This is a genomic window from Streptomyces sp. NPDC104761, assembly GCF_055583445.1.
The window spans coordinates 297,116-322,877 of the sequence record NZ_JBVJNZ010000006.1; the positions used below are offsets into that span (position 1 = coordinate 297,116).

The 25,762-nt window shown below is 72.7% G+C and carries 24 protein-coding genes; 9 read left to right on the forward strand and 15 right to left on the reverse strand.

Annotated features, from left to right (window positions below; genetic code table 11):
* Positions 1-73 precede the first annotated feature (73 nt).
* The 9 genes from ACZ63F_RS19020 to ACZ63F_RS19060 all read right to left on the reverse strand — a co-directional run bounded on the left by ACZ63F_RS19020 (position 74) and on the right by ACZ63F_RS19060 (position 11,583).
* A complete protein-coding gene (locus ACZ63F_RS19020) occupies positions 74-1,417 on the reverse strand; it encodes a hypothetical protein (RefSeq protein ID WP_469712330.1) in 1,344 nt (447 codons plus the stop codon).
* On the reverse strand, positions 1,414-3,195 hold the full coding sequence (locus ACZ63F_RS19025; protein WP_469712331.1) for a glycosyltransferase: 1,782 nt from the start codon (positions 3,193-3,195) through the stop codon (positions 1,414-1,416). The genes ACZ63F_RS19020 and ACZ63F_RS19025 overlap by 4 nt, the downstream gene beginning before the upstream one ends.
* A gap of 232 nt (positions 3,196-3,427) precedes the next feature.
* A complete protein-coding gene (locus ACZ63F_RS19030; protein ID WP_469712333.1) occupies positions 3,428-5,020 on the reverse strand; it encodes a dipeptide ABC transporter ATP-binding protein in 1,593 nt (530 codons plus the stop codon).
* Positions 5,017-6,015, reverse strand: a complete 999-nt coding sequence (locus ACZ63F_RS19035; RefSeq protein WP_352367027.1) for an ABC transporter permease — start codon at positions 6,013-6,015, stop codon at positions 5,017-5,019. Before ACZ63F_RS19035 ends, ACZ63F_RS19030 begins: the two co-directional genes overlap by 4 nt.
* A complete protein-coding gene (locus tag ACZ63F_RS19040) occupies positions 6,012-7,055 on the reverse strand; it encodes an ABC transporter permease (RefSeq protein WP_469712335.1) in 1,044 nt (347 codons plus the stop codon). Before ACZ63F_RS19040 ends, ACZ63F_RS19035 begins: the two co-directional genes overlap by 4 nt.
* A 4-nt stretch (positions 7,056-7,059) precedes the next feature.
* Positions 7,060-8,778 carry an ABC transporter substrate-binding protein gene (locus ACZ63F_RS19045; RefSeq protein ID WP_469712336.1) on the reverse strand — a complete coding sequence of 573 codons (1,719 nt, stop codon included), beginning with the start codon at positions 8,776-8,778 and terminating at the stop codon, positions 7,060-7,062.
* Positions 8,779-8,943: 165 nt separating this feature from the next.
* The gene (locus tag ACZ63F_RS19050) at positions 8,944-9,036 is read right to left on the reverse strand and encodes an Ms4533A family Cys-rich leader peptide (protein ID WP_351321593.1); all 93 of its coding nucleotides are present in this window, start codon (positions 9,034-9,036) and stop codon (positions 8,944-8,946) included.
* A 56-nt stretch (positions 9,037-9,092) separates the two neighbouring features.
* Entirely contained in the window at positions 9,093-10,556 is a 1,464-nt protein-coding gene (locus ACZ63F_RS19055) for a DUF3152 domain-containing protein (RefSeq protein ID WP_469712337.1), read from the reverse strand.
* Positions 10,557-10,563: 7 nt separating this feature from the next.
* Entirely contained in the window at positions 10,564-11,583 is a 1,020-nt protein-coding gene (locus tag ACZ63F_RS19060; protein ID WP_469712339.1) for an alpha/beta fold hydrolase, read from the reverse strand.
* Positions 11,584-11,852: 269 nt separating this feature from the next.
* Between ACZ63F_RS19060 and ACZ63F_RS19065 the strand changes: the two genes are divergently transcribed.
* The 4 genes from ACZ63F_RS19065 (at position 11,853) to ACZ63F_RS19080 (ending at position 13,800) form a co-directional block, all read left to right on the forward strand.
* The gene (locus ACZ63F_RS19065) at positions 11,853-12,077 is read left to right on the forward strand and encodes a hypothetical protein (protein ID WP_352367021.1); all 225 of its coding nucleotides are present in this window, start codon (positions 11,853-11,855) and stop codon (positions 12,075-12,077) included.
* Between the two features lie 192 nt (positions 12,078-12,269).
* Positions 12,270-12,914 (forward strand): TetR/AcrR family transcriptional regulator, encoded by a 645-nt coding sequence (locus ACZ63F_RS19070; protein WP_351957958.1) that lies wholly within the window; start codon positions 12,270-12,272, stop codon positions 12,912-12,914.
* 211 nt (positions 12,915-13,125) lie between these two features.
* On the forward strand, positions 13,126-13,353 hold the full coding sequence (locus tag ACZ63F_RS19075; RefSeq protein WP_352367019.1) for a DUF3107 domain-containing protein: 228 nt from the start codon (positions 13,126-13,128) through the stop codon (positions 13,351-13,353).
* Positions 13,354-13,527: 174 nt separating this feature from the next.
* Positions 13,528-13,800: a hypothetical protein gene (locus ACZ63F_RS19080; protein ID WP_352367018.1), complete on the forward strand. Its 273-nt coding sequence runs from the start codon at positions 13,528-13,530 to the stop codon at positions 13,798-13,800.
* Positions 13,801-13,883: 83 nt separating this feature from the next.
* Here the strand turns inward: ACZ63F_RS19080 and ACZ63F_RS19085 are convergent, their stop codons facing one another.
* Positions 13,884-14,630: a ferritin-like fold-containing protein gene (locus ACZ63F_RS19085; RefSeq protein WP_352367017.1), complete on the reverse strand. Its 747-nt coding sequence runs from the start codon at positions 14,628-14,630 to the stop codon at positions 13,884-13,886.
* Positions 14,631-15,190: 560 nt separating this feature from the next.
* Here ACZ63F_RS19085 and ACZ63F_RS19090 point away from each other — a divergent pair.
* Positions 15,191-17,947 carry a DEAD/DEAH box helicase gene (locus ACZ63F_RS19090; protein ID WP_469712340.1) on the forward strand — a complete coding sequence of 919 codons (2,757 nt, stop codon included), beginning with the start codon at positions 15,191-15,193 and terminating at the stop codon, positions 17,945-17,947.
* 137 nt (positions 17,948-18,084) lie between these two features.
* Positions 18,085-18,987, forward strand: coding sequence for an alpha/beta fold hydrolase (locus ACZ63F_RS19095; protein WP_469712341.1), 903 nt, complete (start codon positions 18,085-18,087; stop codon positions 18,985-18,987).
* A gap of 33 nt (positions 18,988-19,020) precedes the next feature.
* On the opposite strand, the gene ACZ63F_RS19100 is transcribed toward ACZ63F_RS19095, so the two are convergent.
* Positions 19,021-19,920 (reverse strand): NYN domain-containing protein, encoded by a 900-nt coding sequence (locus ACZ63F_RS19100; RefSeq protein WP_469712521.1) that lies wholly within the window; start codon positions 19,918-19,920, stop codon positions 19,021-19,023.
* Between the two features lie 161 nt (positions 19,921-20,081).
* On the opposite strand from ACZ63F_RS19100, the gene ACZ63F_RS19105 reads away from it, so the two are divergent.
* Positions 20,082-20,234 (forward strand): hypothetical protein, encoded by a 153-nt coding sequence (locus tag ACZ63F_RS19105; protein ID WP_089098921.1) that lies wholly within the window; start codon positions 20,082-20,084, stop codon positions 20,232-20,234.
* A gap of 148 nt (positions 20,235-20,382) precedes the next feature.
* On the opposite strand, the gene ACZ63F_RS19110 is transcribed toward ACZ63F_RS19105, so the two are convergent.
* The 4 genes from ACZ63F_RS19110 to ACZ63F_RS19125 all read right to left on the reverse strand — a co-directional run bounded on the left by ACZ63F_RS19110 (position 20,383) and on the right by ACZ63F_RS19125 (position 23,543).
* Positions 20,383-20,988, reverse strand: a complete 606-nt coding sequence (locus tag ACZ63F_RS19110) for a MarC family protein (protein ID WP_351957963.1) — start codon at positions 20,986-20,988, stop codon at positions 20,383-20,385.
* Positions 20,989-21,042: 54 nt separating this feature from the next.
* A complete protein-coding gene (locus ACZ63F_RS19115; protein ID WP_469712342.1) occupies positions 21,043-21,900 on the reverse strand; it encodes a PHP domain-containing protein in 858 nt (285 codons plus the stop codon).
* A 230-nt stretch (positions 21,901-22,130) separates the two neighbouring features.
* Positions 22,131-22,772, reverse strand: coding sequence for a DUF6758 family protein (locus ACZ63F_RS19120; RefSeq protein ID WP_450473657.1), 642 nt, complete (start codon positions 22,770-22,772; stop codon positions 22,131-22,133).
* Positions 22,773-22,946: 174 nt separating this feature from the next.
* A complete protein-coding gene (locus tag ACZ63F_RS19125) occupies positions 22,947-23,543 on the reverse strand; it encodes a suppressor of fused domain protein (RefSeq protein WP_469712344.1) in 597 nt (198 codons plus the stop codon).
* 487 nt (positions 23,544-24,030) lie between these two features.
* On the opposite strand from ACZ63F_RS19125, the gene ACZ63F_RS19130 reads away from it, so the two are divergent.
* Together ACZ63F_RS19130 and ACZ63F_RS19135 are read left to right on the forward strand one after the other, a co-directional pair.
* Positions 24,031-25,161 (forward strand): magnesium and cobalt transport protein CorA, encoded by a 1,131-nt coding sequence (locus ACZ63F_RS19130; RefSeq protein ID WP_469712347.1) that lies wholly within the window; start codon positions 24,031-24,033, stop codon positions 25,159-25,161.
* A 10-nt stretch (positions 25,162-25,171) separates the two neighbouring features.
* The gene (locus ACZ63F_RS19135; RefSeq protein ID WP_469712348.1) at positions 25,172-25,684 is read left to right on the forward strand and encodes a hypothetical protein; all 513 of its coding nucleotides are present in this window, start codon (positions 25,172-25,174) and stop codon (positions 25,682-25,684) included.
* The last annotated feature ends 78 nt before the right edge of the window (positions 25,685-25,762 follow it).

Consider the following 25,762-nt stretch of genomic DNA (forward strand, 5'->3'; position numbering starts at 1 on the left):
GCCTGCGGCGGGATGCCGGGCACCGGCCGCCGGGACGGCTCGGCGAGGCGTGCGAGGTGATCGGCGGCGCTGCTCACTCCGGGTCTCCCGTCGGCGCGTGGGCCGAGGCCCGGGTCAGGGTGCCGGTCGCCCGGCACAGCAGCGCGAGGGCGGCGACGCCGCAGGCGAGGGCCTGGACGCCGCCCGCGCCCCAGGCGTCGACCACGTGGTCGACGGGGACGGCCAGGAAGGCGCAGCCGGGCAGCCGGCCGGCCAGGACGAGGGCCACGGCCGCCGCTTCGGTGGCGGCCGCGGCGGCGAGGGCGGGCCCCTGCGGGACGTGGTGGACGGCGAGGAGGCGAGCGAGCAGGAGGAGGGCGCCGAGAGCGAGGGCCGCCGGATAGCCTGCGCCCTCGCCGAGTGCGGCGGCGCACAGGGCGAGCAGGGCGGTGAGGGCGGCGAGGAAGAGGGCGAACGTGCCGAGCAGCAGCGGCTGTACGGCCCCGGTGAACTCCTCCAGGCCCCGGCTGGCCGCGAGTCTGCGCCGGGCGCCCGCCGTGAGCAGGTGGGCGCTCCAGGCAGCCGGTGCGCAGGCCAGGGTGAGGGCGAGGACGGGAGCCGTGGTCACCGGCCAGGGGCCTTCGGCCGTGCCGGTCGGGAGGCCGTCGGGGCCGCCGTCCACCACGGCCCGCAGCAGGCCGTCGCCGAGCAGGGCGTAGACGAGGAGCCAGCAGGTCCACGCACGGGTGCCGGTGGTGCTGCGCCAGGCGGGGGTTCGGGCCGGTGCCGCCAGGGGGCCGCGGCGCAGGACCGGACGTACGGCCAGGGCGACGGCGAGCACCCCGGCGGCTGCCGCGAGGAGGCGGGGGCGGCCCTCGGTGAGCCGTACGGCGGTCACGGCCGCCGCGCAGACGGCGCCGGGGAGGAGGGTGAGCAGCGCCCGGTCGGCGCGCACGCGGGGCGCGGGCGCCGGTCCGGGGTGCGGGCGCGGGTTCTCGTCGCGGGGCACGCGCGCGTAGAGCTCCTCCGCGAGGGAGAAGACGTCGCGGTGCCGGAAGCGGGCGGCGGTGCGGTCGGTGACGCCGTGCGCCTCGAGGCCGGCCGCGATCTCCAGCGGGTCCACGGCCTGCTCGCAGAGGGCGCGGTGCCGGTGCATGAGCGCCTTCACCGGGTCGGCGGCGCCTCGGCGGGGTGTGGATCTGCGGCTGCCGACGGTGTCCTGCGCGGCAGCCGGGCCGCCCGGGCGGATCCTGCCGGACGCCGGTGCCGCGCTCGAGGGGAGAGCGTGCCCCGGGCCGGCCTCCTCGGCTCCCGGGAGCCACCCTTGCGACCGCGCGTCCCAGGCGTCGGCCGCGGCGGGCCGTCCGGGCCGGTCCACCTCTCCCGGGCCGGCGTTGACCGGGCCGCCGTTGACGGTGCTGCCCTCGGCGCCGTTCACAGCGTCCCCTCGGTGGCCGTGAGCGGGGTGGCTCGTACCGCGGCGGGCCGCATGGCGGTGCCCAGGGCCCAGCCCGGTGCGGCGCGTTGGGCGACCCGCGCCGTGGGGCCGGTCCAGCGGCCCGGTACGCGGGCCTCGGCCGGGAAGGCGAACGGCAGGGGCTCGCCGGACCGGTCGAGAACGACCCGGCGTACCGGGCAGTGCGAGACGATCTCCAGGTAAATGCTGTGAAATGCCGCGATGTTCTGCTCGACGGTGAACAGTTCGAGCGCCCGGGCGCGTGCGGCGGCTCCGAGGCGCGCGCGGCGCTCGGGGTCGCGGAGCAGGGTCACGCACGCCTCCGCGAGCGCCCGCGGATTGCGCGGGGGCACGACGAGCCCGGTGCCGCCGATCGCCTCCACCACGGCGCCGACGTCCGTGGAGACGGTCGCCCGGCCGCAGAACATCGCCTCGACGAGTCCCGCCGGGAACCCCTCGACGACGCTGGACAGGACGACGATCGCGCCGGACGCGTAGGCGTCGGCGAGGGTCGGTGCCTCGGGTCCGCCTATCTCGTCGAAGGAGACCGGGTTGTCGCCGACGGCGTGCACGCCCTCGGCCTCGTCGGGGAAGAGCTGTGCGGCGAGCGCCCTGCAGTGCCCCAGGTAGGCCTCGCCCTCCGGCCCCGCCGGGGCGCCGACGACCCGCAGCCGCGCCTTGGGCTCCTCCTTGCGGACCTCGGCGAAGGCATGCAGCAGCGACACCAGGTCCTTGGCCGGCTCGATCCGGCCGACCCATACGAGCGTGTCCGGTTCCGCGCGGTCCGGGGCCTCGCCGACCTCGGTGAAGCGGGCGGCCTCCATGCCGGGATGCACGGTGCGGATGCGGGCACGCTCGGCGCCGCACCGTTCCTGCCAGCGGCGGGTGTGCGCGTTGCCCGGCGTGATGATCGCGGCGCGGCGGTAGACCTCGGCGGCGAGCCGCCCGTGGAAGGCGGCGAGCAGCGCGCGTACGGCGTGGGTGGCCGTGTCGGGGCCGGTGGCGAGGTAGTGCGAGCGCAGCTGCACGCCGTACTCGGTGACCAGCAGTGGCACACCGGAGAAGTGCTGGGCGAGCAGGCCGGCCAGGGCGGCCGGGCCGCCGGCGGTGGCGTGGCAGAGGTCGGCCGCGCCGAGGCCGTCGTCGCCGTACCAGTCCAGGGAGAGGGGGCGCAGGGCGCGTTCGAGGTGGGCGGCGACGGCGAGCAGATCGGGCACGCGGGCCTCGCGCGCCGTTCCGAGGGCGCCGGGTGCGCGACAGGCGCGCTCCAGAGTGCGCAGGGCGGTGTCGGAGCGGAGTGCGGCGGCCAGGCCGCCCTCGTCGCGGGCGAGTTCGGCGAGTCCGTGGAGCGCGTTGCCGAAACGGTCCGCCAGAGAACCGGGCACGGCGCCGGAGCCGCCCGCGTCGCCCGGCCCGCTCGAGCCTGCCGCGCCGCCAGGGCCGGTCACGCCGTCAGGGCCGACCGTGCCGTCAGAGGCGACCGTGCCGTGTGGGCCGTCGGCAGCCGGACCGGCGCACAGCACCCCCACGAACTCGGCGTAGCTCTCGGCGAAGCGCCGGCGCGCGCGCCGTCCGTACGTGACGCCGTCCTCGTCGGCGGTCCACAGCGGAGCCGTCCGGACCCGGCTGACGTGCGGGGGCAGCGGCAGCCAGCCCTCGTCCTCCTGGCGCCGGGTGCGGCTGAGCGCGTAGAGGTCGAAGTCGTGCTGCCCGAGCCCGCGCACGAGCCGGTCGCACCAGAGTCTGGCGTCACCGCTCACATACGGATAACCACCCTCCGTAAGCAGTCCGATGCGCACGTGTGCACCCCCGATCGATCTCCCGTATGGGGAGCCACCGTGGCTCGGTGGCTCGCAGCGGGACGAAGGTATGCGGACAAGACGGTGGCGCGACGGACGGTTGTCCATCGCGCCACCAAAAGGGGTGAACGGTCGTAACTTTCCCGTGCGGGCCGCGTTCTGTCGCGCTAGGCGACCGTGTGACGGCGGAACGTCACGCCGACGCCAGTTCGCGGCGCGCCGCCCGCCGCCGGGCCGCGGCCTCGGGGTCGAGGGCGGGCACGGCGGCCAGCAACTGCCGGGTGTACGGGTCCCGCGGGTTGTCGTAGACCTCGTCGGCCGGGCCGGTCTCGACGATCCGGCCGCGCCGCATGACCGCGACCCGGTCACTGACCTGGCGCACGACGGCGAGGTCGTGGGCGACGAAGACGAGCGCGAGGCCGAGTTCGCGCTGGAGCTCGCCGAGCAGGGCGACGACCTGGGCCTGGGTGGTGACGTCCAGCGCGGAGACCGGCTCGTCGCAGACGATGACCCGCGGGTCGGCCGCGAGCGCCCGCGCGATGCCCACGCGCTGGCGCTGACCGCCGCTGAACTCGTGCGGGTAGCGCTGGTAGTGCGCCGCTTCGAGTCCCACGCGCTCCAGCAGTTCGATCACGCGCCCCCGGATGCGCCCCTCGTCTCGTTCACCCCGCGCCCTCAGCGGATCGGCGATCGACTCGCCGACGCTGCGCCGCGGGTTGAGGGAGGACACCGGGTCCTGGAACACCATCTGGACGGCCGGGTCCACGCCCACGCGCGCGTGGCCGTCGTGCCGGACCTCCCCCGCCGTCGGCTCGAGCAGCCCGACCAGCATCCGCCCGAGGGTGGTCTTGCCGCTGCCGCTCTCGCCCACGACTCCGAGGGTCTCGCCCCGGTGCACGGTCAGCGAGACGTCGTCCACGGCCGTGAACGCCCGCTTGCCGCGCCCGAACTCGCGGCGCAGGCCGGTCGCCTCCAGAACGACCTCCTCGGACGCCCCGGAGGGCGTCCGCGCCGCGTCCACGCGCGGGACGGCGGAGAGCAGTTCCCGGGTGTACGGCTCGGCGGGCGCGCCGAGCACGGCGGCGACCGGCCCCCGTTCGACCACGCGCCCGTGCCGCATGACCAGTACCTCGTCGACGCTCTCGGCTGCGACGCCCACGTCGTGGGTGACCAGCAGCAGGCCCATGCCGGTCTCCTCGCGCAGGGTGTGCAGCAGGTCGAGGATCTGGGCCTGGACGGTCACGTCGAGGGCGGTGGTGGGCTCGTCCGCGATGAGCAGCTCGGGCTCGCAGGCGAGCGCCATGGCGATCAGCGCGCGCTGCCGCATGCCGCCGCTGAACTCGTGCGGGCGGGACCGGGACCGGCGCCGGGCGTCCGGGATACCGACCCGGTCGAGCACCTCCACGGCACGCGCGCGTGCGGCCCGCCGTGACGCGCGCGTGTGCACGCGGTACACCTCGGCGATCTGGTCGCCGATCGCGTAGTACGGGTCGAGGGACGACAGCGGGTCCTGGAAGACCATCGCCGCCTTCGCGCCGCGCAGCCTGCGCAGTTCGCCGTCGGAGGCGGCCTGTACGTCGGTGCCGGCGACCTCGACCGAGCCGCCGAGCCGCGCTCCCGTGCCGTGGTGCAGACCCAGCAGGGCCGCGGCGACCGTGGACTTGCCGGAGCCCGATTCGCCGACCAGGGCGAGGGCGGCGCCGCCCTCCAGGGTGAACGACAGCCCGTCCACGGCCCGCAGGTCGCCGAAGTCGACGGTCAGATCGGTGACTTGGACGAGACTCACGTCAGTACCACCCGTCGGTCGGCCACCGCGTACAGCACGTCCGCGACGGCGTTGGCGAGCACCACGAAGAAGCCGACGACCAGGACCATGCCGACGACGACGGGCAGGTCGACCACGCTGACGGCGTGCACGAGTTCCTGGCCGAGGCCGGGCAGGCCGAACAGCGTCTCCGTGAGCACGGCTCCGCCGACGGCCGAGCCGAAGTTGTTGGCGTTGAGCGCGATGACCGGCGCGAGCGCCCCGCGCAGGGCGTGCCGGCCGACGATCGACCGCTCCCCGACGCCGTATGCGCGGAAGGTGCGGATGTGGTCCTCGGCCAGGGTCTCCAGCATCGACGCCCGGGTCATCCGGGCGAACGACGCGGACTCGATGAGGGCGAGGGAGAACCACGGCAGCAGCAGGTTCCACGCCCACTGCTCGGGATCGTCGGTGAACTTCACGTACTGCGGGAAGGGCAGCAGTTGCAGTTCGCCGCAGACGACGATCATCAGGACCAGGCCGATGACGAAGACCGGCGTGGCCCAGCCCGCCAGCGTGAGGCCGGTCAGCACCCGCTCGGTGAGCCGGCCGCGCCGCCAGACGGAGAGCACGCCCGTGCCGACGCCCAGGGCCAGCCACAGCACCATCGCGCCGAGCACCAGCGAGAGGCTGACCGGGAGCCTGGTCAGGATGATGCTCAGGACCTGCTGGTCGGTCTGGTAGGACAGGCCGAGGCAGGGTGCGGAGCAGTGCTCCACGGAGGTGCCGGTGGAGTAGTCCTGGCCGACGGCCAGCCCTTCCAGGAAGTGCCAGTAGCGCACGTACAGGGGGTCGTCGAGGTGCAGTTGCTGGGCGACCTGGTGCACCTGCTCCGGGGAGCAGCGCGGGCCGCAGGTGATCTGGGCGACGTTGCCGGGGGTGACGTAGAAGACGACGTAGACGATCACGGAGATGGCGAGCAGGGTCGCCAGGGCGCCGATGGTGCGGCGCAGCAGGAAGCCGCCGAAGGCGTTCACGCGGATGCCTCCTTCGACGTCGCGTTCGCCGTCGCGTTCGCCGTCGCGTTCGCCGTCGTCAGGGCCGCGCGCCCGCGGCCGGTGCCGACGCCGAGCCGGGAGGCCGCGCGCGGGTCCAGGGCGGTGCGGACGCCGTCGCCCAGGACAGTCAGCGCGAGGACGGTCACGAAGAGCGAACCGGCCGGCAGGAGCAGGTACTGCGGGGCCGCCTGGTACCAGACGTCGGCCGCGGTGAGCATCTGCCCCCAGGAGGGGGTCGGCGGCTTCACCCCGACGCCGAGGAAGGAAAGGGCCGCCTCGGTGCTGATGTTGACCGGGATGAGGATCGAGGCGTAGGTGATGACCGGTGCGGCCAGCCCGGGCAGCAGTTCGCGGCGGGCGATGCGCCAGGCACCCCAGCCGCTGAGCCGCGCGGCGGCGACGTAGTCGAGCCCCTTCAGGGTGAGTGTCTGGGCGCGCACGATCTTCGCCATGCTGCCCCAGGCGATGAGCCCGATGACGAGGGTGACCAGGACGGGCCGGGGGAAGCTCTGCGGCACGATCGCGAGCAGCGCCAGCGACATGATCATCAGGGGCAGGGCGACGATGATGTCCGTGATCCGGCTCAACACTTGATCAATCCATCCACCGCCGAGCGCGGCCGCCACGCCGACGACCAGCCCGAGGAGGACCTGGATCACGGTCGCCGCGAACGCGACGCCCAGCGACACCCGCGCCCCGTACACCAGCCGTGCGAACAGGTCCCGTCCGGTCTGCGGCTCGACGCCGAGCCAGTGGTCGGCGGAGACACCGCCGAGGGAGCCGACCGGCACGCCGCCGCGCGCGGAGTCGATGAGGGCGGGGTGGTAGGTGAACGGGTCCTGGCCCTCCAGCGCGGTGAGCAGCGGCGCGGCGAGCGCGACCAGGACGAGCAGCGCGACGACGCCCGCCGCGACCATGGCGGCCCGCTGCGTGCGCAGCCGCCGCCAGAACTGACGAGCCCCCGAAGCCCCCGAGGCGGACGCCTCGGGGGCCTGGGTGGCGACAAGTGCCTCGCTCACGGTGCTACTTCACCGCGACCTGGGAGATGTCCAGGACACCGGTCCAGTCGCTGATCACGACGTTCTTGATGTCCTTGCCGACCAGCCGCTTGTAGACCGGGTGGAACAGCGGCACGGTCAGCGCCTGCGCGCCGATCTTCTTGTCCAGTGCACCCCACCGCTTGGCGGCCGCGTCAAGGTCGGTCAACTTGTTGATCGCGTCAATCTCGGCGTTGACCGAAGCATCGTTGAGCTGGGAGGCGTTGAAGTTCGCGCCGTCCTTGACGATCTGCCGGCCGTCGAAGATCGGGGCGAGGAAGGGACCGCCGGAGGGCCAGTCGGCACCCCACGCGGCGAGGAAGAAGCCCGGCTCGGTCTTCACGCTGTGGACCGTGTCGGAGTAGTTGTTGTCCTCCAGGCCCTGCAGCTTGACCGTGATGCCGGCCTTCTTGAGGGCGTCCTGGACAGCCGTCGCGATCTCGGGGCTCGTCTTGAAGTTGTCGGCGTTGTCGTGGGTCAGCGTGACGGTGAGCCCGTTCGGGTAACCGGCCTCCTTGAGCAGCTCCTTGGCCTTGGCCGCGTTGCCGGTGTCACCCGCCGGGAAGAGGTCGTACGGCGTGTAGCCGAAGGACTTCTGGTTGGGCAGGAAGGTGGTCGCGGGCTCGGCGAGGGCGCTGCCGCCCGCCGCGTTGATCACGGACGACCGGTCGACGGCGTACGAGATGGCCTGCCGCACCTTGGGGTTGTCGAACGGCTTGACCTTCGGGTTGAACGCTATGTAGTTCGTGTAGCCGAAGTGGCCGGTGCCGACGCGCGCGGCGAGTTCCTTGTCACCGGTGACCTTGGCGAGTTCGGCCGGACCGAGGTTGGTGTCCGTCGTCACGGCGGCCGCGTCCGCCCCCTGGGACGACGACAGACGCTGGTTGATCACGGACGAGTCGAGCCCGGACTGCACGTCGATCTTGTCGGGGTACGCCTTGCGCTGGTCGTCGACGGACGCGGACCAGTACGTGTTGCGCTCCAGGACCAGGTGCTCGCCGTCGTTCTCGTTCTTGACGACCTTGTACGGGCCGGACGAGATCGGGTGCTCCTCGTACTTGGTGCCGGTGTCCTTGGCCTTCGGGACGGGCGTGAACTGCGTCTGGGTGGCCAGGAACGGGAACTCGCCCTCGGGCTTGTCCAGGTGGAAGACGATCGTGCGGTCGTCCGGCGTCTCGATCGCCGAGAGCCCCTTCTTGTCCTTGTACGGCCCCTGGTAGTCGGCGGCGCCGACCAGCCAGTCCCGCAGGTAGGGCGCGCCGCCGGAGAGTTCGGGGGCGAAGGAGCGCTCGATGCCGTACTTGATGTCCGCGGACGTGATCGGGGTGCCGTCCTCGTACTTGAGGCCCGCCTTCAGGGTGTACGTCCACACGGTCGCGTTCTTGCTGGGGCGCCCGGTGTCGGTGGCCAGGTCGGGGACGACCTTGGTGCCGGCGGCGCCGTTCGCGCGGTTACGGGTGGTGAGCGTACGGAAGACCAGGGAGGGCACGTTGCCGCCGCCGGAGGTGTACAGGCGGGCCGGGTCGAAGTCCGTCTGCGGGTCGGCGTTCAGGACGGTGAGCGTGCCGCCCTTGTGCGGCGCGGAGTCGCCACTGGAGCCGTTGGCATCGTTGTCCTTCGGCCCGCAGGCGGCGGCCCCCGCTGCCACGACAAGGGCAAGCGAGACGTACGCCGCGCGGGCGCTGGTTACGGACGGGTGACGCATCGGAATGACGACCTCTCGGAAGGCGAGTCTCGATGGGCGAGACAGATTGACGAGGAGTGAGACGAAAGTGAACAGACGTCTGCCCGGCGTCAGGTCGTCGAAAGAGCCGTGACCCAGGTCACGGCAGCAGGGAAAAATCGCGACGCGAACGCCTGAAGGCGGGCGTCAGCGACAGTGGATGTCGGCCACGCAGAGCGCGGTCACGCCGATGAGCGCCAGCTCGATGGCGGCGCGCGCGGAGGCGTGAAGAGACGACATGCCCAGAAATATGGACGACCTTTCTGCGCATGTCAATGTGATGTATGAGCCACCTGTCAACTCTTGGGATACGGCCAGGGGTTGGGCAGGCAGTGGATTCCGTCGTGGTCGAGGAACTTGGTCTGCTGCTGCATGACGGGCGCGAGCTCGCCGTCCTTGTCGCAGGTCACATGGCCGTAGCCGAGCCGGTGGCCGACCTCGTGGTTGATCAGCATCTGCCGGTAGGCGTGGATCTTGTCGCCGTACGTCTTGCTGCCCTGGGCCCATCTGTATGCGTTGATCATGACGCGTTCGGTGGACGCCGAGTCGCAGGACACGTTGTCCTCGGTCGTGTCGAGACCGGACTTGGCGCACCACTTGGCGGTGGTGCCGGGGCTGGCGAGCGTGATCACGAAGTCGGGTTTGCCGGTGGACACGCGCGCGAAGGTGCGGGCGCCGTCGTGGGCCCAGCTGCGCTCGTCGTTGAGCGTCTTCTGCACGGCCTCGGCGAACAGCTTCCCGTCCAGGCCCAGCCCCTGCTCCACGTCGACGCGGTAGGTGTACTTCCGCCCCGTGCCCGGCGCCTTCGCGCTCCCGGGCACGGTGCTGAACTTCCCGGACCCGGTCAGTTTGGCGCTGAGCGGGTACTTCTCGCCCATCGCCTGCTCGTACGGCAGCGTCAGCACGCCCGGCGAGGCGGAGGCCGATGCGGACGGCGCCGTGCGGCCGTCCCCGCGCGAGGCGGCGCCGTCGGTGGCCCGCGTACCGTCCGCGGCCGACTGCGAGCGTGCGGCGTCGCCGTCGCGGCCGCCGATCATCTGCCCGGCGACGATCACCGCGAGCACGGTGGTGACGGCTGCGGCCGCGACGCCCGCGAAGGCCCGGCCCTTGCCGCCCTTGGGCTGCGCGGGCTCGCCGGTGGGCGGCGCGTCGTCGGCGTCGCCCGCACCGCCCTCGGCGCCGGACGGGAACGGGGAGGTGTGGGTGCCGGAGCCGGGCGGATACGTTTCCGCGCGCTGGGCGCCGATGCCGGGGCGGGGCGCGAAGACGTCGACGTCCTCGTCGAAGGCGTCGACGTAGTCCTGCCGCGGACCGCCGGGGCCGCCCTGCCGCTGCCGCGGTATCGACACACCGGTCGCCCCGAGGGCGGCGACGACGGGCCCGGATGCGGTACCGACGGGCCCGGAGGGAGCACCGCCGGGCCCGGAGGACACACCGGCCGCCCCGCCCAACCGGCCCCAGCCACCGCCCGCTTCACGCTGCTGCGGGTGACCGCCACGGACTCGCGGGCCACCCTGGACCGGAGTCCCGTCGGGGAGGCGCGGGACACCGTGCGCCGGAGTCCCCTCGGAGAAGCGCGGGACACCGTGCGCCGGAGTCCCCTCGGCAGAGCCGGGCACGCGACCGGCCGGACGCGGCACCGCGGTTCCCGCCGGGCCGCGCTCGACGTCCCCCGGGCCCTGCTTCCGGGCCGCGCGTGTGCCCGCTATGTCCGCCGGGTCGTCCTTGGATGCCGACCCGCGGCGGCTGTGGCGTCCCACTCGCCCCTCAGCTCCCCGCGCCCGGCGCGACCGGACCGCCGCCGACGGTCCCGGAAACCGGTCCGCCGGCAGGCCTGTCGGCGGAGGCGAGGAGTTCACGGAACGCCCTGGCCACCGCACCCGGGTACTCCATCATCGCCACGTGCCCGGCGTCCGGCATGGACAGCAGCCGGGAGTAGCGGAAGCTGCGGGCGGCCTTCCGGGCCATGCGGTAACCGACGAGCTGGTCGCGGCCGCCGTAGATCAGGAGGGTCGGGGCGAGGACGCGCTCGGCCTGGCGCCAGAGCCCGTGCTGGCCGCCCAGCGTGTACGCGTTGACGATCCCGCGCGCGGACCGCGCCATCGCGTCCCAGAAGTACGGCAGCCGCAGCCGCCGTTCCAGCTCCTCCACCGCGTGCTCGAACGCCTCGGGCGTCACCCGGCTGGGATCGCCGTAGCAGAGGGCCAGCACGCCCCGTACCCGCTGTTCGGCGGTCCACTTGCCGGTGGTGCGGGTGAGGAGTCCTGCGATGCCCGGGACGCCGAGGATCACCGTCGGTACGGCCGTGCGCTGCACGCGCAGCTCGGGCAGGGCCGGCGAGACGAGCGTGAGGGTGCGGACGAGGTCCGGGCGGACGGCGGCGACGCGGGTGGCGACGGCGCCGCCGAGTGAGTTGCCGAAGAGGTGGACCGGACCGCGGCCGGCCGCGTCGAGATAGCGGATGACCGCGCGCGCGTGCCCGGTGACCGAGTAGTCGCCGTCGTCCGGCGGCGGCGAGTCGCCGAAGCCCGGCAGGTCGACCGCCTCGCCGTCCACGACGTCTTCGAGCTGCTCCATCAGCTGCGACCAGTTCTGCGAGGAGCCGCCGAGCCCGTGGATGTAGAGCGCGGGCGGCAGACCCTCGCGCGCGGGGGGCCGCGAGCGGACCGAGAGGGTGACGCCGGGCAGTCCCACCGACCGCAGCCGCTCGCCTGCCGCGACTCTGACTGCCGCCGCCTCGGGGAGCACGCTGGTGGGCGGCACGGAGGGCAGCTCGGTCGAAGACATGGGCCAATGTTACGAGACGATCACACCGTGATTCATGTGTTCGCCGTCACAGAACCGCCCCGCCGAGCCGTCCACGGGCCACGTACGACCCGTGCTGCCACCCGTGCTGCGACACGGGTACGGCCGGGGTGAGAGGCAGGGCCGCGACGCGGAGCAAACGGCCCTGGATGGCATGGCGTCCGCATCCGCTGTCTCCTACGCTCGTAAACAGGGCACCCGTTTGTGGCCCCTGCTGCAGCCAGGGATCTTCGAAGGAAGGGAGCCCCACCATGGCCCATGACCCCACCGACCCCGACGTGCTCGACGATCTGGAGGCGGAGGAGGCCCCGGAGATCGATGTCGAGGCCCCCGAGGGCGACACGGCCGAGCAGCACACGGACGTGACGCCGTCCCAGGACGACCCGCTCACCGGTGTCGACCCGGACCGTGCGAACGAGGCCGATCTCATCGAACAGGCACGGGTGGTCTCGCTCGACGAGGACGACTACCGCTGACCTCGGGCCGGTCTCCGGCGGACCCGCCCGGCCCGTCCGCATGTCCCGGGATTTCCCGCTGCGGCTTTCACCGTCGTCCGGTACGTGAAATTCTGCGCTCGCACCGCGCACAGCAGGGTTACCGAAAAGTACGATGGCCGCGCGGAGCGATCCGCATGTGGACGACTCATGTGGACGACTTTGGGAGGCGGCGTGACAGCCATCGAGCAGACAGAGGCAGCACGCCCGCGGGGCACGCGCCTGCCGCGCCGTGCCCGACGGAACCAGCTGCTGGGCGCCGCCCAGGAGGTGTTCGTCGCGCAGGGGTACCACGCGGCCGCGATGGACGACATCGCCGAACGCGCCGGCGTCAGCAAGCCGGTGCTCTACCAGCACTTCCCGGGCAAGCTCGACCTCTACCTGGCCCTGCTGGACCAGCACTGCGAGGCCCTGATCCAGGCGGTGCGCAGCGCGCTCGCGTCGACGACCGACAACAAGCAGCGGGTCCGGGCGACCATGGACGCCTATTTCGCGTACGTCGAGGACGACGGCGGTGCCTTCCGCCTGGTCTTCGAGTCCGACCTGACGAACGAGCCGGCTGTGCGCGAGCGCGTCGACAAGGTCACCAACGAGTGCGCCGAGGCGATCTGCGAGGTCATCGCGGAGGACACCGGTCTGCCGCGTGCCGAGTCGATGCTGCTGGCGTCGGGCCTGGGCGGTCTCGCCCAGGTGGTGGCCCGTTCCTGGCTGCACAGCGACCGCTCGGTCCCGCGCGACCAGGCGGTCCAGTTGCTGACCTCGCTGGCCTGGCGGGGCATCGCGGGATTCCCGCTGCACGGCATCGACGCGCACCACTGACACCGCCACTGACACCGCCCCTGGCACCGCCCCGACACCGTCGCTGGCACGCCACTGACTCGTCGCCGACGGCACTGCCGGAGGGAATTCCCGTTCGGTGTTCGCTCCTGGCGTGCACGTGCGCAGCGTGTACGTCCCCTCACCGGGCTAATGTGTGCTGCGTACGGCGCGGAAGGTCGCGCACTTCACTGACCGTCGGAGGGACATAGCCGTGGAGGTCAAGATCGGCGTGCAGCACGCGCCCCGCGAGATCGTTCTGGAGAGCGGTCTGAACGCCGAGGAGGTCGAGCGCATCGTCGCCGACGCGCTGGCCGGCAAGTCACAGGTGCTGTCCCTGGAGGACGAGCGCGGCCGCAAGGTCCTGGTTCCGACGGACCGCCTGGCGTACATCGAGCTCGGCGAGCCGACGGTGCGCAAGGTCGGCTTCAGCGCGGTCTGACCACAGCAGCACGGAGGGGCCGGGGGGACGTGTGTCCGCCCGGCCCCTCCGTCGCGTTCGCCCTCCACATGTGGCGCACAAGTCGCCCACAGAGGAGGATTGCATTCCGCAGGTCACGGGTATGACGGGCTACGACCGTGAAGCACCGGCCGGCCGTGGGAGGGACCCCTCGTGATGCTCCTGGAAGTCCTTGGATCCGCACTGCTCGGCCTGGCCCTGTCGTGGGCCGCGACCAGTCGCCTGTCCCACCGGCTCCCGGCCCGTCCCCTGGTGTTCTCCACTGGCGTCGCGGGAGCCCTCTTCGGCGACTTCGTCACGCACAGCGCGCTCGGCCCCGGTACGGTCCTGGTCACCCTTCTGGGCGCGGCGATCGTCTCGGCGGCGTCCCTGTCGCTGCTGCTCCGTCCGGCGGGCCGCCACCTGCGCCGACGATCGATCCCGGCGTAGCGCCCTGACGGCCGCGGGGAACCGCGCGACCAGCCCCAGCCGGCCTCAGGCCGCGCGTCCCCCGGAACCCGCCTTACAGGGCGTCAGGCCGCCAGTCCCAGCGCAGCCATCCGCTTCGTGTGCGCCTCGGTGATCCGCGAGAACATCCGCCCCACCTCGGCGAGGTCGAATCCGTCGGCCACTCCTCCGACCAGCATGGTCGACAGCGCATCCCGGTCGGCGACCACCCGCTGGGACTGCGAGAGCGCCTCGCCCATCAACCGCCGTGCCCACAGGGCCAGTCGGCCCCCCACGCGCGGGTCGGCGTCGATCGCCGCGCGCACCTTCTCCACAGCGAACCCGGCGTGCCCGGTGTCGTCGAGGACGGCCAGCACCAGTTCGCGGGTGTCCGAGTCGAGGCGGGCCGCGACCTCCCGGTAGAAGTCACTGGCGATCGAGTCGCCGACGTACGCCTTGACCAGGCCCTCCAGCCAGTCGGACGGCGCCGTCTGCCGGTGGAAGCCGTCGAGGGCGGCGACGAACGGCTCCATCGCCTGCGTGGCGTCCTCGCCGATCTCCGTCAGCCGGTTGCGCAGCCGCTCGAAGTGGTGGAACTCGGCCGACGCCATCTTCGCCAGCTCGGCCTTGTCCACCAGCGAGGGCGCCAGCTTGGCGTCCTCCGCGAGCCGCTCGAACGCCGCGAGCTCGCCGTACGCGAGGGCACCGAGCAGGTCCACGACCGCGGCACGGTAGTGCGGGTCGGCGGCCGCCTGCGCCCAGTCCTGGGCGGCGACACCGGTCGGTTCGGCGGAGGCGGTCTCAGGCTTGTCAGAGCTCGTCATGAAGCGCACAATAGCCCGCCCGCGGCTCCCGGGAAGCCCTGGGGAAGCTCCGGTCCGGCCCCGGAGAGTCTCAGGGGTACCCGGAGAAGTCCGGGGGAAGTCCCTGGTCAACCACTGTGACTACCACGACGTGACCAAATCGGCCATCACATGTGCACGATTCCGGGGTATGGTGGTAATGCGCCTGCTGGTACGCCGTCGGTTCTGGACGTACCTCGACAGGCCGCACGTATGAGGATGCCCGGTCGGTGGCCCGATCGGCTCCGACCCGACAGCCCTCCCGGCTCGTACGGCACTGTGCGTACGACGACCGGAGGGACACACCCTCAGCGGTACGAGCGCTAGAGCGTCGGTAGAGGTCCCGTGCACTACGGCGTGCCCCACGGCCCGCCCGTAAGGCAGCCGACGTCCCCGGCACGGTCCGTCAAAGACCCCCGCGCTCGCCTCGCGCCGCGACACACAGAAGAGGCAGCACCCTGACTACGACGTTTCGTGAACTCGGAATCCTTCCCGAGACCGCCGAGGCCCTGGAGGCCGTCGGCATCATCAACCCCTTCCCCATCCAGGAGATGACACTCCCGGTCGCCCTGTCCGGCACCGACGTCATCGGCCAGGCCAAGACCGGCACCGGCAAGACCCTCGGTTTCGGCCTCCCGCTCCTTGAGCGCGTCACCGTTCCCGCCGACGTGGAGGCCGGCCGCGCCGCCCCCGAGGCCCTCACCAACGCGCCGCAGGCGCTCGTCGTCGTCCCCACGCGCGAGCTCTGCACCCAGGTCACCAACGACCTGCTGACGGCCGGCAAGGTCCGCAACGTACGCGTTCTCGCCATCTACGGCGGCCGTGCCTACGAGCCGCAGGTCGAGGCCCTGAAGAAGGGCGTCGACGTGGTCGTCGGCACCCCGGGCCGGCTCCTGGACCTCGCGGGCCAGAAGAAGCTCGACCTCCGGCACATCAAGTCGCTCGTCCTCGACGAGGCCGACGAGATGCTCGACCTGGGCTTCCTGCCGGACGTCGAGAAGATCATCGACATGCTTCCGGCGAAGCGCCAGACCATGCTGTTCTCGGCGACCATGCCGGGCGCGGTCATCGGCCTCGCGCGCCGGTACATGAGCCAGCCCACCCATATCCGCGCCACCGCGCCGGACGACGAGGGCGCGACCGTCGCGAACATCGCGCAGTTCGTCTACCGCGCGCACTCCATGGACAAGCCGGAGATGATCGCGCGCATACTGCAGGCCGACGGCCGCGGGCTCGCGATGATCTTCTGCCGCACCAAGCGCACCGCCGCCGACATCGCCGAGCAGCTGCAGCGCCGCGGCTTCGCCTCCGGTGCCGTCCACGGCGACCTCGGTCAGGGCGCCCGCGAGCAGGCGCTGCGCGCGTTCCGCAACGGCAAGGTGGACGTCCTGGTCTGCACCGACGTCGCCGCGCGCGGCATCGACGTCGAGGGCGTCACGCACGTCATCAACTACCAGTCCCCCGAGGACGAGAAGACGTACCTGCACCGGGTCGGCCGCACCGGCCGCGCGGGCGCGTCGGGTACGGCGATCACCTTCGTCGACTGGGACGACATCCCGCGCTGGCAGCTCATCAACAAGGCGCTGGACCTGAAGTTCCCCGACCCGGTGGAGACGTACTCCACCTCGCCGCACTTCTTCGAGGACCTGAAGATCCCCGCGGGCACCAAGGGTGTCCTGCCGCGCTCGGAGCGCACCCGCGCCGGGCTCGACGCGGAGGAGCTGGAGGACCTGGGCGAGACCGGCGGCCGTGGTGGCCGCGGTCGCGGTGGCCGGGGCGGTCGGGGCGAGGCGCGCGGCGAGGCCCGTACCGAGGGTCGTGTCGAGGAGCGCGAGCGCCCGGCCCGCACCCCGCGCCGCCGCCGTCGCACGCGCGGCGGTTCGGCCCTGGACCAGGCGTCCGGTACGACGTCCACGGCGCCGGCCGCCGAGGCCGCGTCGCCCGCCTCCGCCGACGACGCCCTCGCGGCGTCGGAGCCGGCGGCAGGGCGGACCCCGCGCCGCCGTCGCCGTACCCGCAACGGGGCGCCGCAGGAACCGGTGGCGGCCGCCGCCCCGGTGACCGTGACGCCGGAGGCCGTCGCCGAGACGGTCGAGACGGCCGGGTCCGTCGTGGAGCCGGCCGCGGCGGAGAAGCCGCGCCGCCGTCGCACCCGCAGGTCCGCGGAGGCCGCGCCGGTGGCCGAGACGCCGACGCCGGTGGTGACCGAGGCGCCGACGCCGGTGGTGGCCGAGGCGCCGGTGGCCGAAGAGGCACCGGCTGCCCCCGCGCGCCGTCGCACCCGCAAGACGGCCGAGGCTCCCGAGGCGGCAGCCGTCGCGGCGGTCGTCGAGGCGGTCGAGGCCGCGGCGGAGCCGAAGCCGCGCCGCACGCGGAAGGCGGCCGAGGCCGCCGTCGACACCGCCGAGGGCACGGAAGCCAAGCCGCGCCGCACGCGGAAGACCGCGGCCGCCACCCCGGAGGCCGTCGAGGCCGCCGAGGCCGCGGTGGACACCGCCGAGGCCGTCGAGGCCAAGCCGCGCCGCCGTGTCCGCAAGGCCGCCGAGCCCGTGGTGGAGGTCGCGCAGGCTCCCGCGGAAGCCGTCGAGGCCCCGGTGGCCCCGGCCCGCCGCCGCACCCGCAAGGCCGCGGAGCCGGCCGAGCCGGTGGCGGCCGCGCCGCAGCCGGCGAGCGCCGAGGCGGAGGCCGAGGCCGCGCCCAAGCCGCGCCGGACGCGGAAGGCGGCCGAGGCCGCCGTCGACACCGCCGAAGCCGCCGAGGCCAAGCCGCGCCGCACCCGCAAGACGGCGGCAACCGCCCCGGAGGCCGCCGAGGAGTCGGAGGCGGCACCCAAGCCGCGCCGCACCCGCAAGACGGCAGCGGCTGCCGAAGCCGCGGTGGACACCGCCGAGGGCGCGGAGGCCAAGCCCCGCCGCACCCGCAAGGCGACGGCGACGGCCGCCGAGACGGAGACGGCCGAGGCGGTCGCCGAGGTGAAGCCCCGTCGCACCCGCAAGACGGCGGCCGCCGTCCCGGAGACCGTCGAGGCGGAGGCGGCGCCCAGGCCGCGCCGCACCCGCAAGACGGCCGAGGCCGCCGTCGACACCGCCGAAGCCGCCGAGGCCAAGCCGCGCCGCACCCGCAAGACGGCAGCCGCCGCCTCCGCGGAGATCCCGGCGCAGGCCACCGAGGAGCCGGAGGCGAAGCCGAGGCGACGCACCACCCGCAAGGCGGCCGAGTCCGCCGGATCCGTCGAGGCGGCCGACGCGGAGGCGAAGCCGAAGGCCCGCCGGACCCGCAAGGCGGCCGCCGCGGCCCCGGAGGCCTGAGCACACGCCTGACGACGGCCCGGACCACCCCGTGTGGTCCGGGCCGTCGGCGTCTGTGCGGCGCCCTATGGTCCCCGGTGCCGGGGTTCACCCGCCGGCCCCCGGTCGGTCGCCCCGCTCCGGATACCCTCTCCTCCATGAGCAGGCCTCGTACCTTCGTCCCGCCCGCCGATGCCCGTGCGTATGCGCTCGCCACCGACCGGGGTGAGTTCGCCGTCGTCGACGCGCCCGTGGCCGCCGGGGTCGAGCCCAGGGGGGTCGCGCTGCTGCTGCCCGGGTTCACCGGGAGCAAGGAGGACTTCAACCGGCTGCACGAGGCGCTGGGCCGGCGCGGGTACCGGACGGTCGCCGTGGACGGGCGCGGGCAGTTCGAGTCGGACGGGCCCGCGCACGACGAATCGGCGTACGCCCAGGACGAACTGGCGCGGGACGTGCTCGCGCAGGCGGCGGCGGTCGGCGCGGGCCGCCCGGTGCATCTGCTGGGGCACTCCCTGGGCGGCCAGATCGCCCGCGCTGCCGTGCTCCTCGACCGCACGCCGTTCCGCTCGCTGACCCTGATGTCCTCGGGCCCGGCGCAGATCTCCTCCTCCCAGCAGCAGCGCGTGAAGCTGCTGCGGGACGCGCTCGCCGTGATGTCGATGGCCGAGGTGTGGGAGGCCATGCAGGCCCTGGAGCCACCGGAGGAGCTGGAGGAACCGGACGGGCCGGAGGAGGGCCTGGAGGACGGCGAGGATCTGCGGCGCCGCTGGCTGGGCAACAAGCCGGCCCAACTCCTCGCAACCGGGCGCCAGTTGTGCACGGAGCCGGACCGCGTCGCGGAACTGGCCGCCCTGCCGCTGCCCTTCCATGTCCTGTCGGGCGCGCGGGACGACACCTGGCCGGTACCGCTGCTGGACGACATGGCACTGCGGCTGCGGGCGCGCCGTACGGTGATCGCGGGGGCTGAGCACTCCCCCAACACCGACCGCCCCGCCGCCACCGCCGAGGCGCTCGCGGACTTCTGGGACGAGACAGGCCCCGCGGACCGGAACCAGGGCTAGCGCCGCGAACACGTACCGCGGCTGCTGCGGCGGCTAGTACTGCGTCTGGAGGTGCTCCCAGAAGCCGTCCCGCAGGGCACGGCGCAGGTCGGCCTGGCCGCGCAGGGAGTACTGGAGCATTCCCTCGGCCTCGACGAGCAGGTCCTGGTCGACGGGGCCCGGCAGGTAGGGGTGGCCGGGCAGCAGTTCGACGAGCGCCTCGCGGCCGCGCGAGGAGAGCCACTTCGCCGCGATCTGCGCGCCGACGAAACGGACGTCCTCGCGGGTGGGTCGGGTGGCTCCGGCCTCGTAGGCGGCGGTGCGTCGGGAGACGTACGGCTTGAAGAACTCGAGGTCGAGGGTGCGCTGGCTGTCGACCTCCCAGAGCAGCGGCTCGGCCTGGTTGCGGCCCTCGGGGGCCTCGATGCCCCACAGGTGGACCCGGGCGCCGTAGCCCTGGGCGGCCTCGACCGCCGAGACCAGGTCCTCGTCGCCGCCGAGCAGGGCCGCGTCGCTGATGGCGCGGTGCCGGGCCAGTGACTCCAGGTCCGTGCGGATCAGGGAGTCGACGCCCTTCTGCTGGTTGTTGGCGTTGAGGTTGCCGAGGCGGACCTTGACGTCGGGGAGTTCGGCGATGGCCTGCTGCTCGGCGGTGTGGATGCGGCGGCGGGCACCGTCGTACCAGTAGACGCGCAGCAGCCGGCTGTCGGCGAAGATCTGGCGCGCCTTGTCGATGAGCGCCTCGATCAGCCCTTCGGCGTCGAGGTCGAAGGCGCGGCGGTCCTCCGTCCCGGCGACGAGCCGGCCCGTGGCCGCGTAGAGGTAGCCCGCGTCCACGAAGATGGCGTGCGTCGAGGGCGTCTTGGCCACTTCGGCGAGCATGCGGGTGAGCAGCTCGTTCGTGCGGTCGATACGGGCCCGGAGGGCGTCGAGGTCGTCGTTCATCACCTCCATTGTCCCGGCGGTCACGCTGCGAACACAACCGGTCCCGGTCAGTCTCGTGCACACTCTTACCGGTCGGTAATTAGACGTTCGAAAAATTTCTTTAGCGTAGGGAATGTTTGTAACACGCAAGTCGTTGACTGATACGGAACAGGACGACGAAGGGAGAGGCCATGCGCTTCGAAATCATGCGACTCGACGAGGTCGACGGCACCACCGTGGACAGCACTGTCGTGGACGCCGCCTCCGTCAGCAGGATCGTTCAGCAGGCCGCCGCCGTGGGGCAGCGCCTGTGGATCCGACCGGCCGAGACCCAGGCTTCGTAACAGGCTCTCGTAACAGCACGACGCGACAACGACAGAAGAAGACGACAGCAGCCACACCGACGACACGCGGAGCACCGCACAGTCTTCAGAGCCCCCGCACGGCACCAGGCCGTGCGGGGGCTCTGCGTTCGCCTCCTGCTTCGTGTGGCTACGCGCCCTTGATCACCTGGGTGACGCCGTTGATGATCTGCTGCACGGCGATGGCGGAGAGCATCATGCCCGCGAGCCGCGTCACCAGGACCACACCGCCGTCCTTGATGACCCGGATGATCAGCAGCGAGTAGCGCATCACCAGCCAGAGCACCACGTGGATCGCGAGGATCGCGCACCACACGGACACCTGCATGGCCACACTGCCGGCCTTCTGCACGGCGAGGATGACCGACACGATCGCACCGGGACCGGCCAGCAGCGGCATGCCCAGCGGCACCAGCGCCACGTTGACGTCCTTGGTCTGCTTCGGCTCGTCGTTCTTGCCGGTGAGCAGGTCCAGGGCGATGAGCAGGAGCAGCAACCCGCCCGCGATCATCAGCGCGGGCACGGAGACGTGCAGGTAGTCCAGGATCTGGTGCCCCAGCAGCCCGAAGACCGTGATGACACCGCCCGCCACGCACACGGCCTGGAAGGCCATCCGCTTCTGCACCTTGCCGGGCCGGCCGGCGGTGAGGGCGAGGAAGATCGGGGTGATCCCCGGGGGATCCATGATGACGAAGAGGGTCAGGAAGAGGGAGCCGAAGACGGCGAGATCGAACATGGCGGTGCTACAGGCCTTGCGGGAGTGAGGGACTTGGACGTGCGGGGCCGGGCTTCAGGCTCCGCCGGTCCCCGGCACCGGGAACGCGCCCGTGGCCCGGCGGGTGATCTCGCCGTACACCTCGGGGTCGGTGGTGTACTCGCCCAGCGTCACCGTCTTGCGGCTGCCGTGGTAGTCGGACGAGCCCGTCACCAGCAGCCCCAGCTCGCCGGCGAGCCCGCGCAGCCGGGCACGGGTGTCCTCGTCGTGGTCCATGTGGTCGACCTCGATGCCGTCGAGACCGGCCGCGGCCATCTCGGCGATCGCCGACTCGGGGACCGTGCGGCCGCGCTTCGCGGCGGCCGGGTGCGCGAACACGCACACGCCGCCGGCGCCCTTGACCAGCCGGATCGCCTCGAAGGGGTCGGTCTCGTGCTTCTCCACGAAGGCCCGGCCGCCGTCGGCCAGCCACTCCTCGGTGAAGGCGTCGCTCACGGTCGGTACGACACCGAGCTCGACGAGCGCGGAGGCGACGTGCGGCCGACCGACCGAACCGTCCCCGGCGATCCGCCGCACCTGCTCCCAGGTGACCGGCACGCCCAGCGCGTTCAGCTTGGCGACCATGCCCCGGGCGCGCGGCACCCGGTCGTCCCGGACCAGCTCGCGCTCGGCGAGCAGCGCGGGCTCCTCGGGGTCGAAGAGGTAGGCGAGCATGTGCATGGAGATGCCGTCGAGGCGGCAGGACAGCTCGGCCCCGGTGACCAGCGTGAGCCCCGCGGGCAGCGCGGCGACGGCCTCGGCGTACCCGCGGGTGGTGTCGTGGTCGGTCAGCGCGACGACGTCGAGACCGGCGGCGGCGGCGTTGCGCACCAGCTCCGCCGGGGTGTCCGTGCCGTCGGACGCGGTGGAGTGGCAGTGCAGATCGATGCGCACGACACAGACTCCAGCGGGACGGGACGAAGGGAACGCGTCAAGGATAACGGCCGGCCGAGGGTGCCCCTGTCACACCCGAAAGCCGGGGGCGCCCCATACAGCCACCGCACAGGAGAACGCGCCCCGAAGGGGTGCTGGGGGTGCCCCCGGGCGAAGGCTGGGGGAGGAACTGCGCGACCTGCCCCCACGGCGCCGCAGCCGCCCACCGCCCACCACGTACGGCACAACCCCTACGGCTCCAGCAGCCGCGGCGACAACGCCCCGCACGGCACGAGGTCCACCTCGGCCCCCGCGTCCCGCAGATCGGTCAGCACCAGCTCGTCGTACATCAGCAGACCCGTCTGCTCGGGCCACACCACGGCCCACAGCCACAGCCCCCGGGCCTCGCCCGCGAAGACGGCCCGGTCGTCCGGCGCGCCGGAGACGTGCCACAGCGGCGTCGGCCGGCCCGCCGCCAGCACCTTCGCCTGCGGCGGCTTCTCCACGTTCATGTACGACCCCGGGTCCGGTCCGTCGATCCCCGCGTACCGCGCCCCGAGGCCGACCCCCAGCTCCTCGGCGACCAGGATCATCTCCCCTATGCCGCCGAGCGGCGCGGGTCCGGAGCAGGCGACGGCGGTCGCGCGGCCCCCGCTGCGGTCGTCACCGGCGCACGCCACACCCGTGAACAGCCAGCCGACCGGCAGCGGCCAGGGCATCCACACCGGAACCTGGGTGCGGTGCACCACCACGCCGAGGGCCTCGACGCTGGGCGGAATCACGGGCTGTACCGGATGCACGGTCCCGTGGACATCGCACTGCCAGGTGTCGGCGAAGAGTCCGGGAGCCCTGACCCGGCCACCACACTTCGGGCAACTGGGTTCGCCCCTCATAGAGCCCCACGGTCCTACCCAGGACCCCCCACGTCAAGGACGATCACCCGTCCAGCGCACGCGGCCGCGTGGACGGACGGCTCCCTCCCTGCGGCAGACCGCCGGCGACGGCGTCACGGGCTTCGCCAACTGGTCGCCGGCGAATGCCCCTTGGTGAGTTTGCTCACCCCCGTGTCAGTCCAGCGGGACGGATTTGCGGTGCGGGTCCCGGAGGTCGGCCCCGTTCGCGAGCCAGCGCTCCTGGAGGGCGCCGGCGCCGTGCACGCGTTTCCAGGCGGCCTCGTTCGGCGTCATCGGCAGCAGCGGCAGGAACCGTACGGGGTCGAGGGGCTCGTCCAGCTCCAGATCCTCGACGAGACCGCCGGGCTCGCCGACCAGGACGGAGGTGAAGGGCGCGCCCGGCCACAGCGGGTCGCCGACGTCCAGCGACGCGCCCGGGGCCACGACGAGTCCCTCCACCTGCGGGGACGCGGCGAGCACGGCGAGCGCGCGGAGCACCTTGTCGGTCTCGGCGAGCCCGGCGCGGACCGACAGGACCAGCTCGGCGCGCGGCCCCTTGACGGGGTCCGCGACCATCGCGGTGGGGTCGGTCATGGGGTGCACGGACATCCCGAGCGTGGCGTAGCGGACGACGCTCTCGCCCTGCAGGTCCTCGTGGAAGCGGAGCACCTCGATGCGGTCCGTACCGAGGAAGGTGACCGCCGCACGCGCGTCCGGTTCGCCCAGTGCGGTGGTCAACCGGGCCTCGACCAGAGGAAGAACTTCAACCATGTCGCGAGCATAGAACTCGTCAGCACCGGGCAAAGCGGCGCCTTGACACCGAGGGCTGCTGCTACTCTGACCGCGGTGGTTCGGGGCAGCACGCAGCGCGTCGCGGTCAGACCCCGACGCCGACAGGACTCCCTTACGAGGGACCGGCTGGAGGAGGTGGGGCTGTCATGGATCGAAGTCACCCGTGCAGTACCACTCGCTCTTCCTGCCTCTGAATCTCTTTCTCTGGCTGGCTGCCGCCTTTTCGTGCGCGTTGTCGTTCGGAAGAGCACTTCGTTTCGCTTGCCTGATCCCTTTGACCGGTCCGTTCCGGATCTGTCCGGATCCGTTCGTCTGATCTGAATCAGTAGCGAAGTCGCCACCGCAACGGTGCGGTGCTCCCCGCTTTGTGGACGTGCCAAACATCCGAAGCCAGGACGTCCCCATTCCGGGTAGTTCCACCCGTTCGCCGGCGGTCTTCCGCTGCCTGTCGCGAAGGAGCCTGCCCATGTCGATGATCCGCGACCTCCGAGCCGTGGTCCGTCCGTCCCGCCCCTCGCAGCGCAAGAGCCTGCGGCCGGACAACGGCGCGTACGACACCACCCGCGACCCCGGCACGCCCTCGGCCGTCGTCGACTGCGCCGTCTACCGCGACGGCGCCCGCGTGGAGACCGGCAAGCCGCTGACCCCGCACGAGGCGATGCGGCTGGTGCGCCGCGACGGCGGGTTCGTCTGGATCGGCCTGCACGAGCCGACCGAGGCCGAATTCGCGGGTATCGCGAGCGAGTTCGGACTCCACCCGCTGGCCGTGGAGGACGCCGTCCAGGCCCACCAGCGCCCGAAGCTGGAGCGGTACGACGACTCCCTCTTCACCGTCTTCAAGACCATCCACTACGTCGAGCACGACCAGCTCACCGCCAACAGCGAGGTCGTGGAGACCGGCGAGGTCATGTGCTTCACCGGCCGGGACTTCTTCATCACCGTCCGGCACGGCGGGCAGGGCTCGCTGCGGGCGCTGCGGCACCGGCTCCAGGACGACCCCGAGCTGCTCGTCAAGGGTCCCTCGGCCGTGCTGCACGCCATCGCCGACCACGTCGTGGACGGTTACGTCGCGGTCGCCGACGCGGTGCAGGACGACATCGACGAGGTGGAGACGGAGGTCTTCACGCCGGGCCGCAGGGGCGGCGTCTCCCGCGGTGTCGACTCGGCGCGGATCTACCAACTCAAGCGCGAGGTACTGGAGTTCAAGCGCGCCGTCTCGCCCCTGCTGCGCCCCATGCAGCTGCTGAGCGAGCGGCCGATGCGGCTCGTCGACCCCGACATCCAGAAGTACTTCCGGGACGTCGCCGACCACCTCGCCCGCGTCCAGGAGCAGGTCGTCGGCTTCGACGAGCTCCTCAACTCGATCCTCCAGGCCAACCTCGCGCAGGCGTCCGTCGCGCAGAACGAGGACATGCGCAAGATCACGTCCTGGGCCGCGATCATCGCCGTACCGACGATGGTGTGCGGTGTGTACGGCATGAACTTCAAGTACATGCCCGAGCTGCACTGGCGCTACGGCTACCCGGTGATCATGGCCATCACCGGGGTGATCTGTCTCGGCATCCACCGCACGCTGAAGCGCAACGGCTGGCTCTAGGCTGGTCGCCATGACAAGCGAGCTGCTCGACCAGGCCCTCGTCGAGGAGGCCACGAAGAAGTCCGGCCTCGTCTGGGTGCGGGGCGCCGGGGCGGCCCCGGCGCGTGCGGTGTGGCACGCGTGGGCCGACGGCGGCATGTGCCTGGTCGGTGACGGCGCCGAGCAGCCGCTGGGCGGGCTGACCGACGGGGGGCCGGCGGAGGTGACCGTCCGCAGCAAGGACAAGGGCGGCCGGCTGGTCACCTGGACGGCGACGGTCACGGAGCTGCCCGCCGGCACCCCCGAGTGGGACGCGGCGGTGGCGGAACTGAAGGGCAAACGCCTCAACGCCCCCGACGGCGAAGCGATGACCCAGCGCTGGGCGAGGGAGTGCAGGGTGCTGCGCCTGACCCCGACGGGGACGACCTCGCCCCTGCCGGCGGAGAACCTGGCCGCGCCCCCGATCCCGTCCCCGGCAACGACCCGGCAGCCGGTCCCGGCCGCACTGCCCCGGCTGCTGTCGAGACGCCGCAAGTCCAAGTAGCCGAAGCCCAGGCCGCGTTCGGCGCCGCCGGACAGCCCCGCCCCGGTCGATCACCGTCGCCGCGGATCACCGTCGCGG

Excerpts from the sequence above, each read along its gene's own strand:
- ACZ63F_RS19095 (WP_469712341.1), top strand. The coding sequence starts at position 18,085 with ATGAGCAGGCCTCGTACCTTCGTCCCGCCCGCCGATGCCCGTGCGTAT.
- ACZ63F_RS19050 (WP_351321593.1), bottom strand. The coding sequence starts at position 9,036 with ATGTCGTCTCTTCACGCCTCCGCGCGCGCCGCCATCGAGCTGGCGCTC.
- ACZ63F_RS19080 (WP_352367018.1), top strand. The coding sequence starts at position 13,528 with ATGCTCCTGGAAGTCCTTGGATCCGCACTGCTCGGCCTGGCCCTGTCG.
- ACZ63F_RS19065 (WP_352367021.1), top strand. The coding sequence starts at position 11,853 with ATGGCCCATGACCCCACCGACCCCGACGTGCTCGACGATCTGGAGGCG.
- ACZ63F_RS19135 (WP_469712348.1), top strand. The coding sequence starts at position 25,172 with ATGACAAGCGAGCTGCTCGACCAGGCCCTCGTCGAGGAGGCCACGAAG.
- ACZ63F_RS19130 (WP_469712347.1), top strand. The coding sequence starts at position 24,031 with ATGTCGATGATCCGCGACCTCCGAGCCGTGGTCCGTCCGTCCCGCCCC.
- ACZ63F_RS19110 (WP_351957963.1), bottom strand. The coding sequence starts at position 20,988 with ATGTTCGATCTCGCCGTCTTCGGCTCCCTCTTCCTGACCCTCTTCGTC.
- ACZ63F_RS19125 (WP_469712344.1), bottom strand. The coding sequence starts at position 23,543 with ATGGTTGAAGTTCTTCCTCTGGTCGAGGCCCGGTTGACCACCGCACTG.
- ACZ63F_RS19120 (WP_450473657.1), bottom strand. The coding sequence starts at position 22,772 with ATGAGGGGCGAACCCAGTTGCCCGAAGTGTGGTGGCCGGGTCAGGGCT.
- ACZ63F_RS19100 (WP_469712521.1), bottom strand. The coding sequence starts at position 19,920 with ATGGAGGTGATGAACGACGACCTCGACGCCCTCCGGGCCCGTATCGAC.
- ACZ63F_RS19105 (WP_089098921.1), top strand. The coding sequence starts at position 20,082 with ATGCGCTTCGAAATCATGCGACTCGACGAGGTCGACGGCACCACCGTG.
- ACZ63F_RS19060 (WP_469712339.1), bottom strand. The coding sequence starts at position 11,583 with ATGTCTTCGACCGAGCTGCCCTCCGTGCCGCCCACCAGCGTGCTCCCC.
- ACZ63F_RS19090 (WP_469712340.1), top strand. The coding sequence starts at position 15,191 with ATGACACTCCCGGTCGCCCTGTCCGGCACCGACGTCATCGGCCAGGCC.
- ACZ63F_RS19045 (WP_469712336.1), bottom strand. The coding sequence starts at position 8,778 with ATGCGTCACCCGTCCGTAACCAGCGCCCGCGCGGCGTACGTCTCGCTT.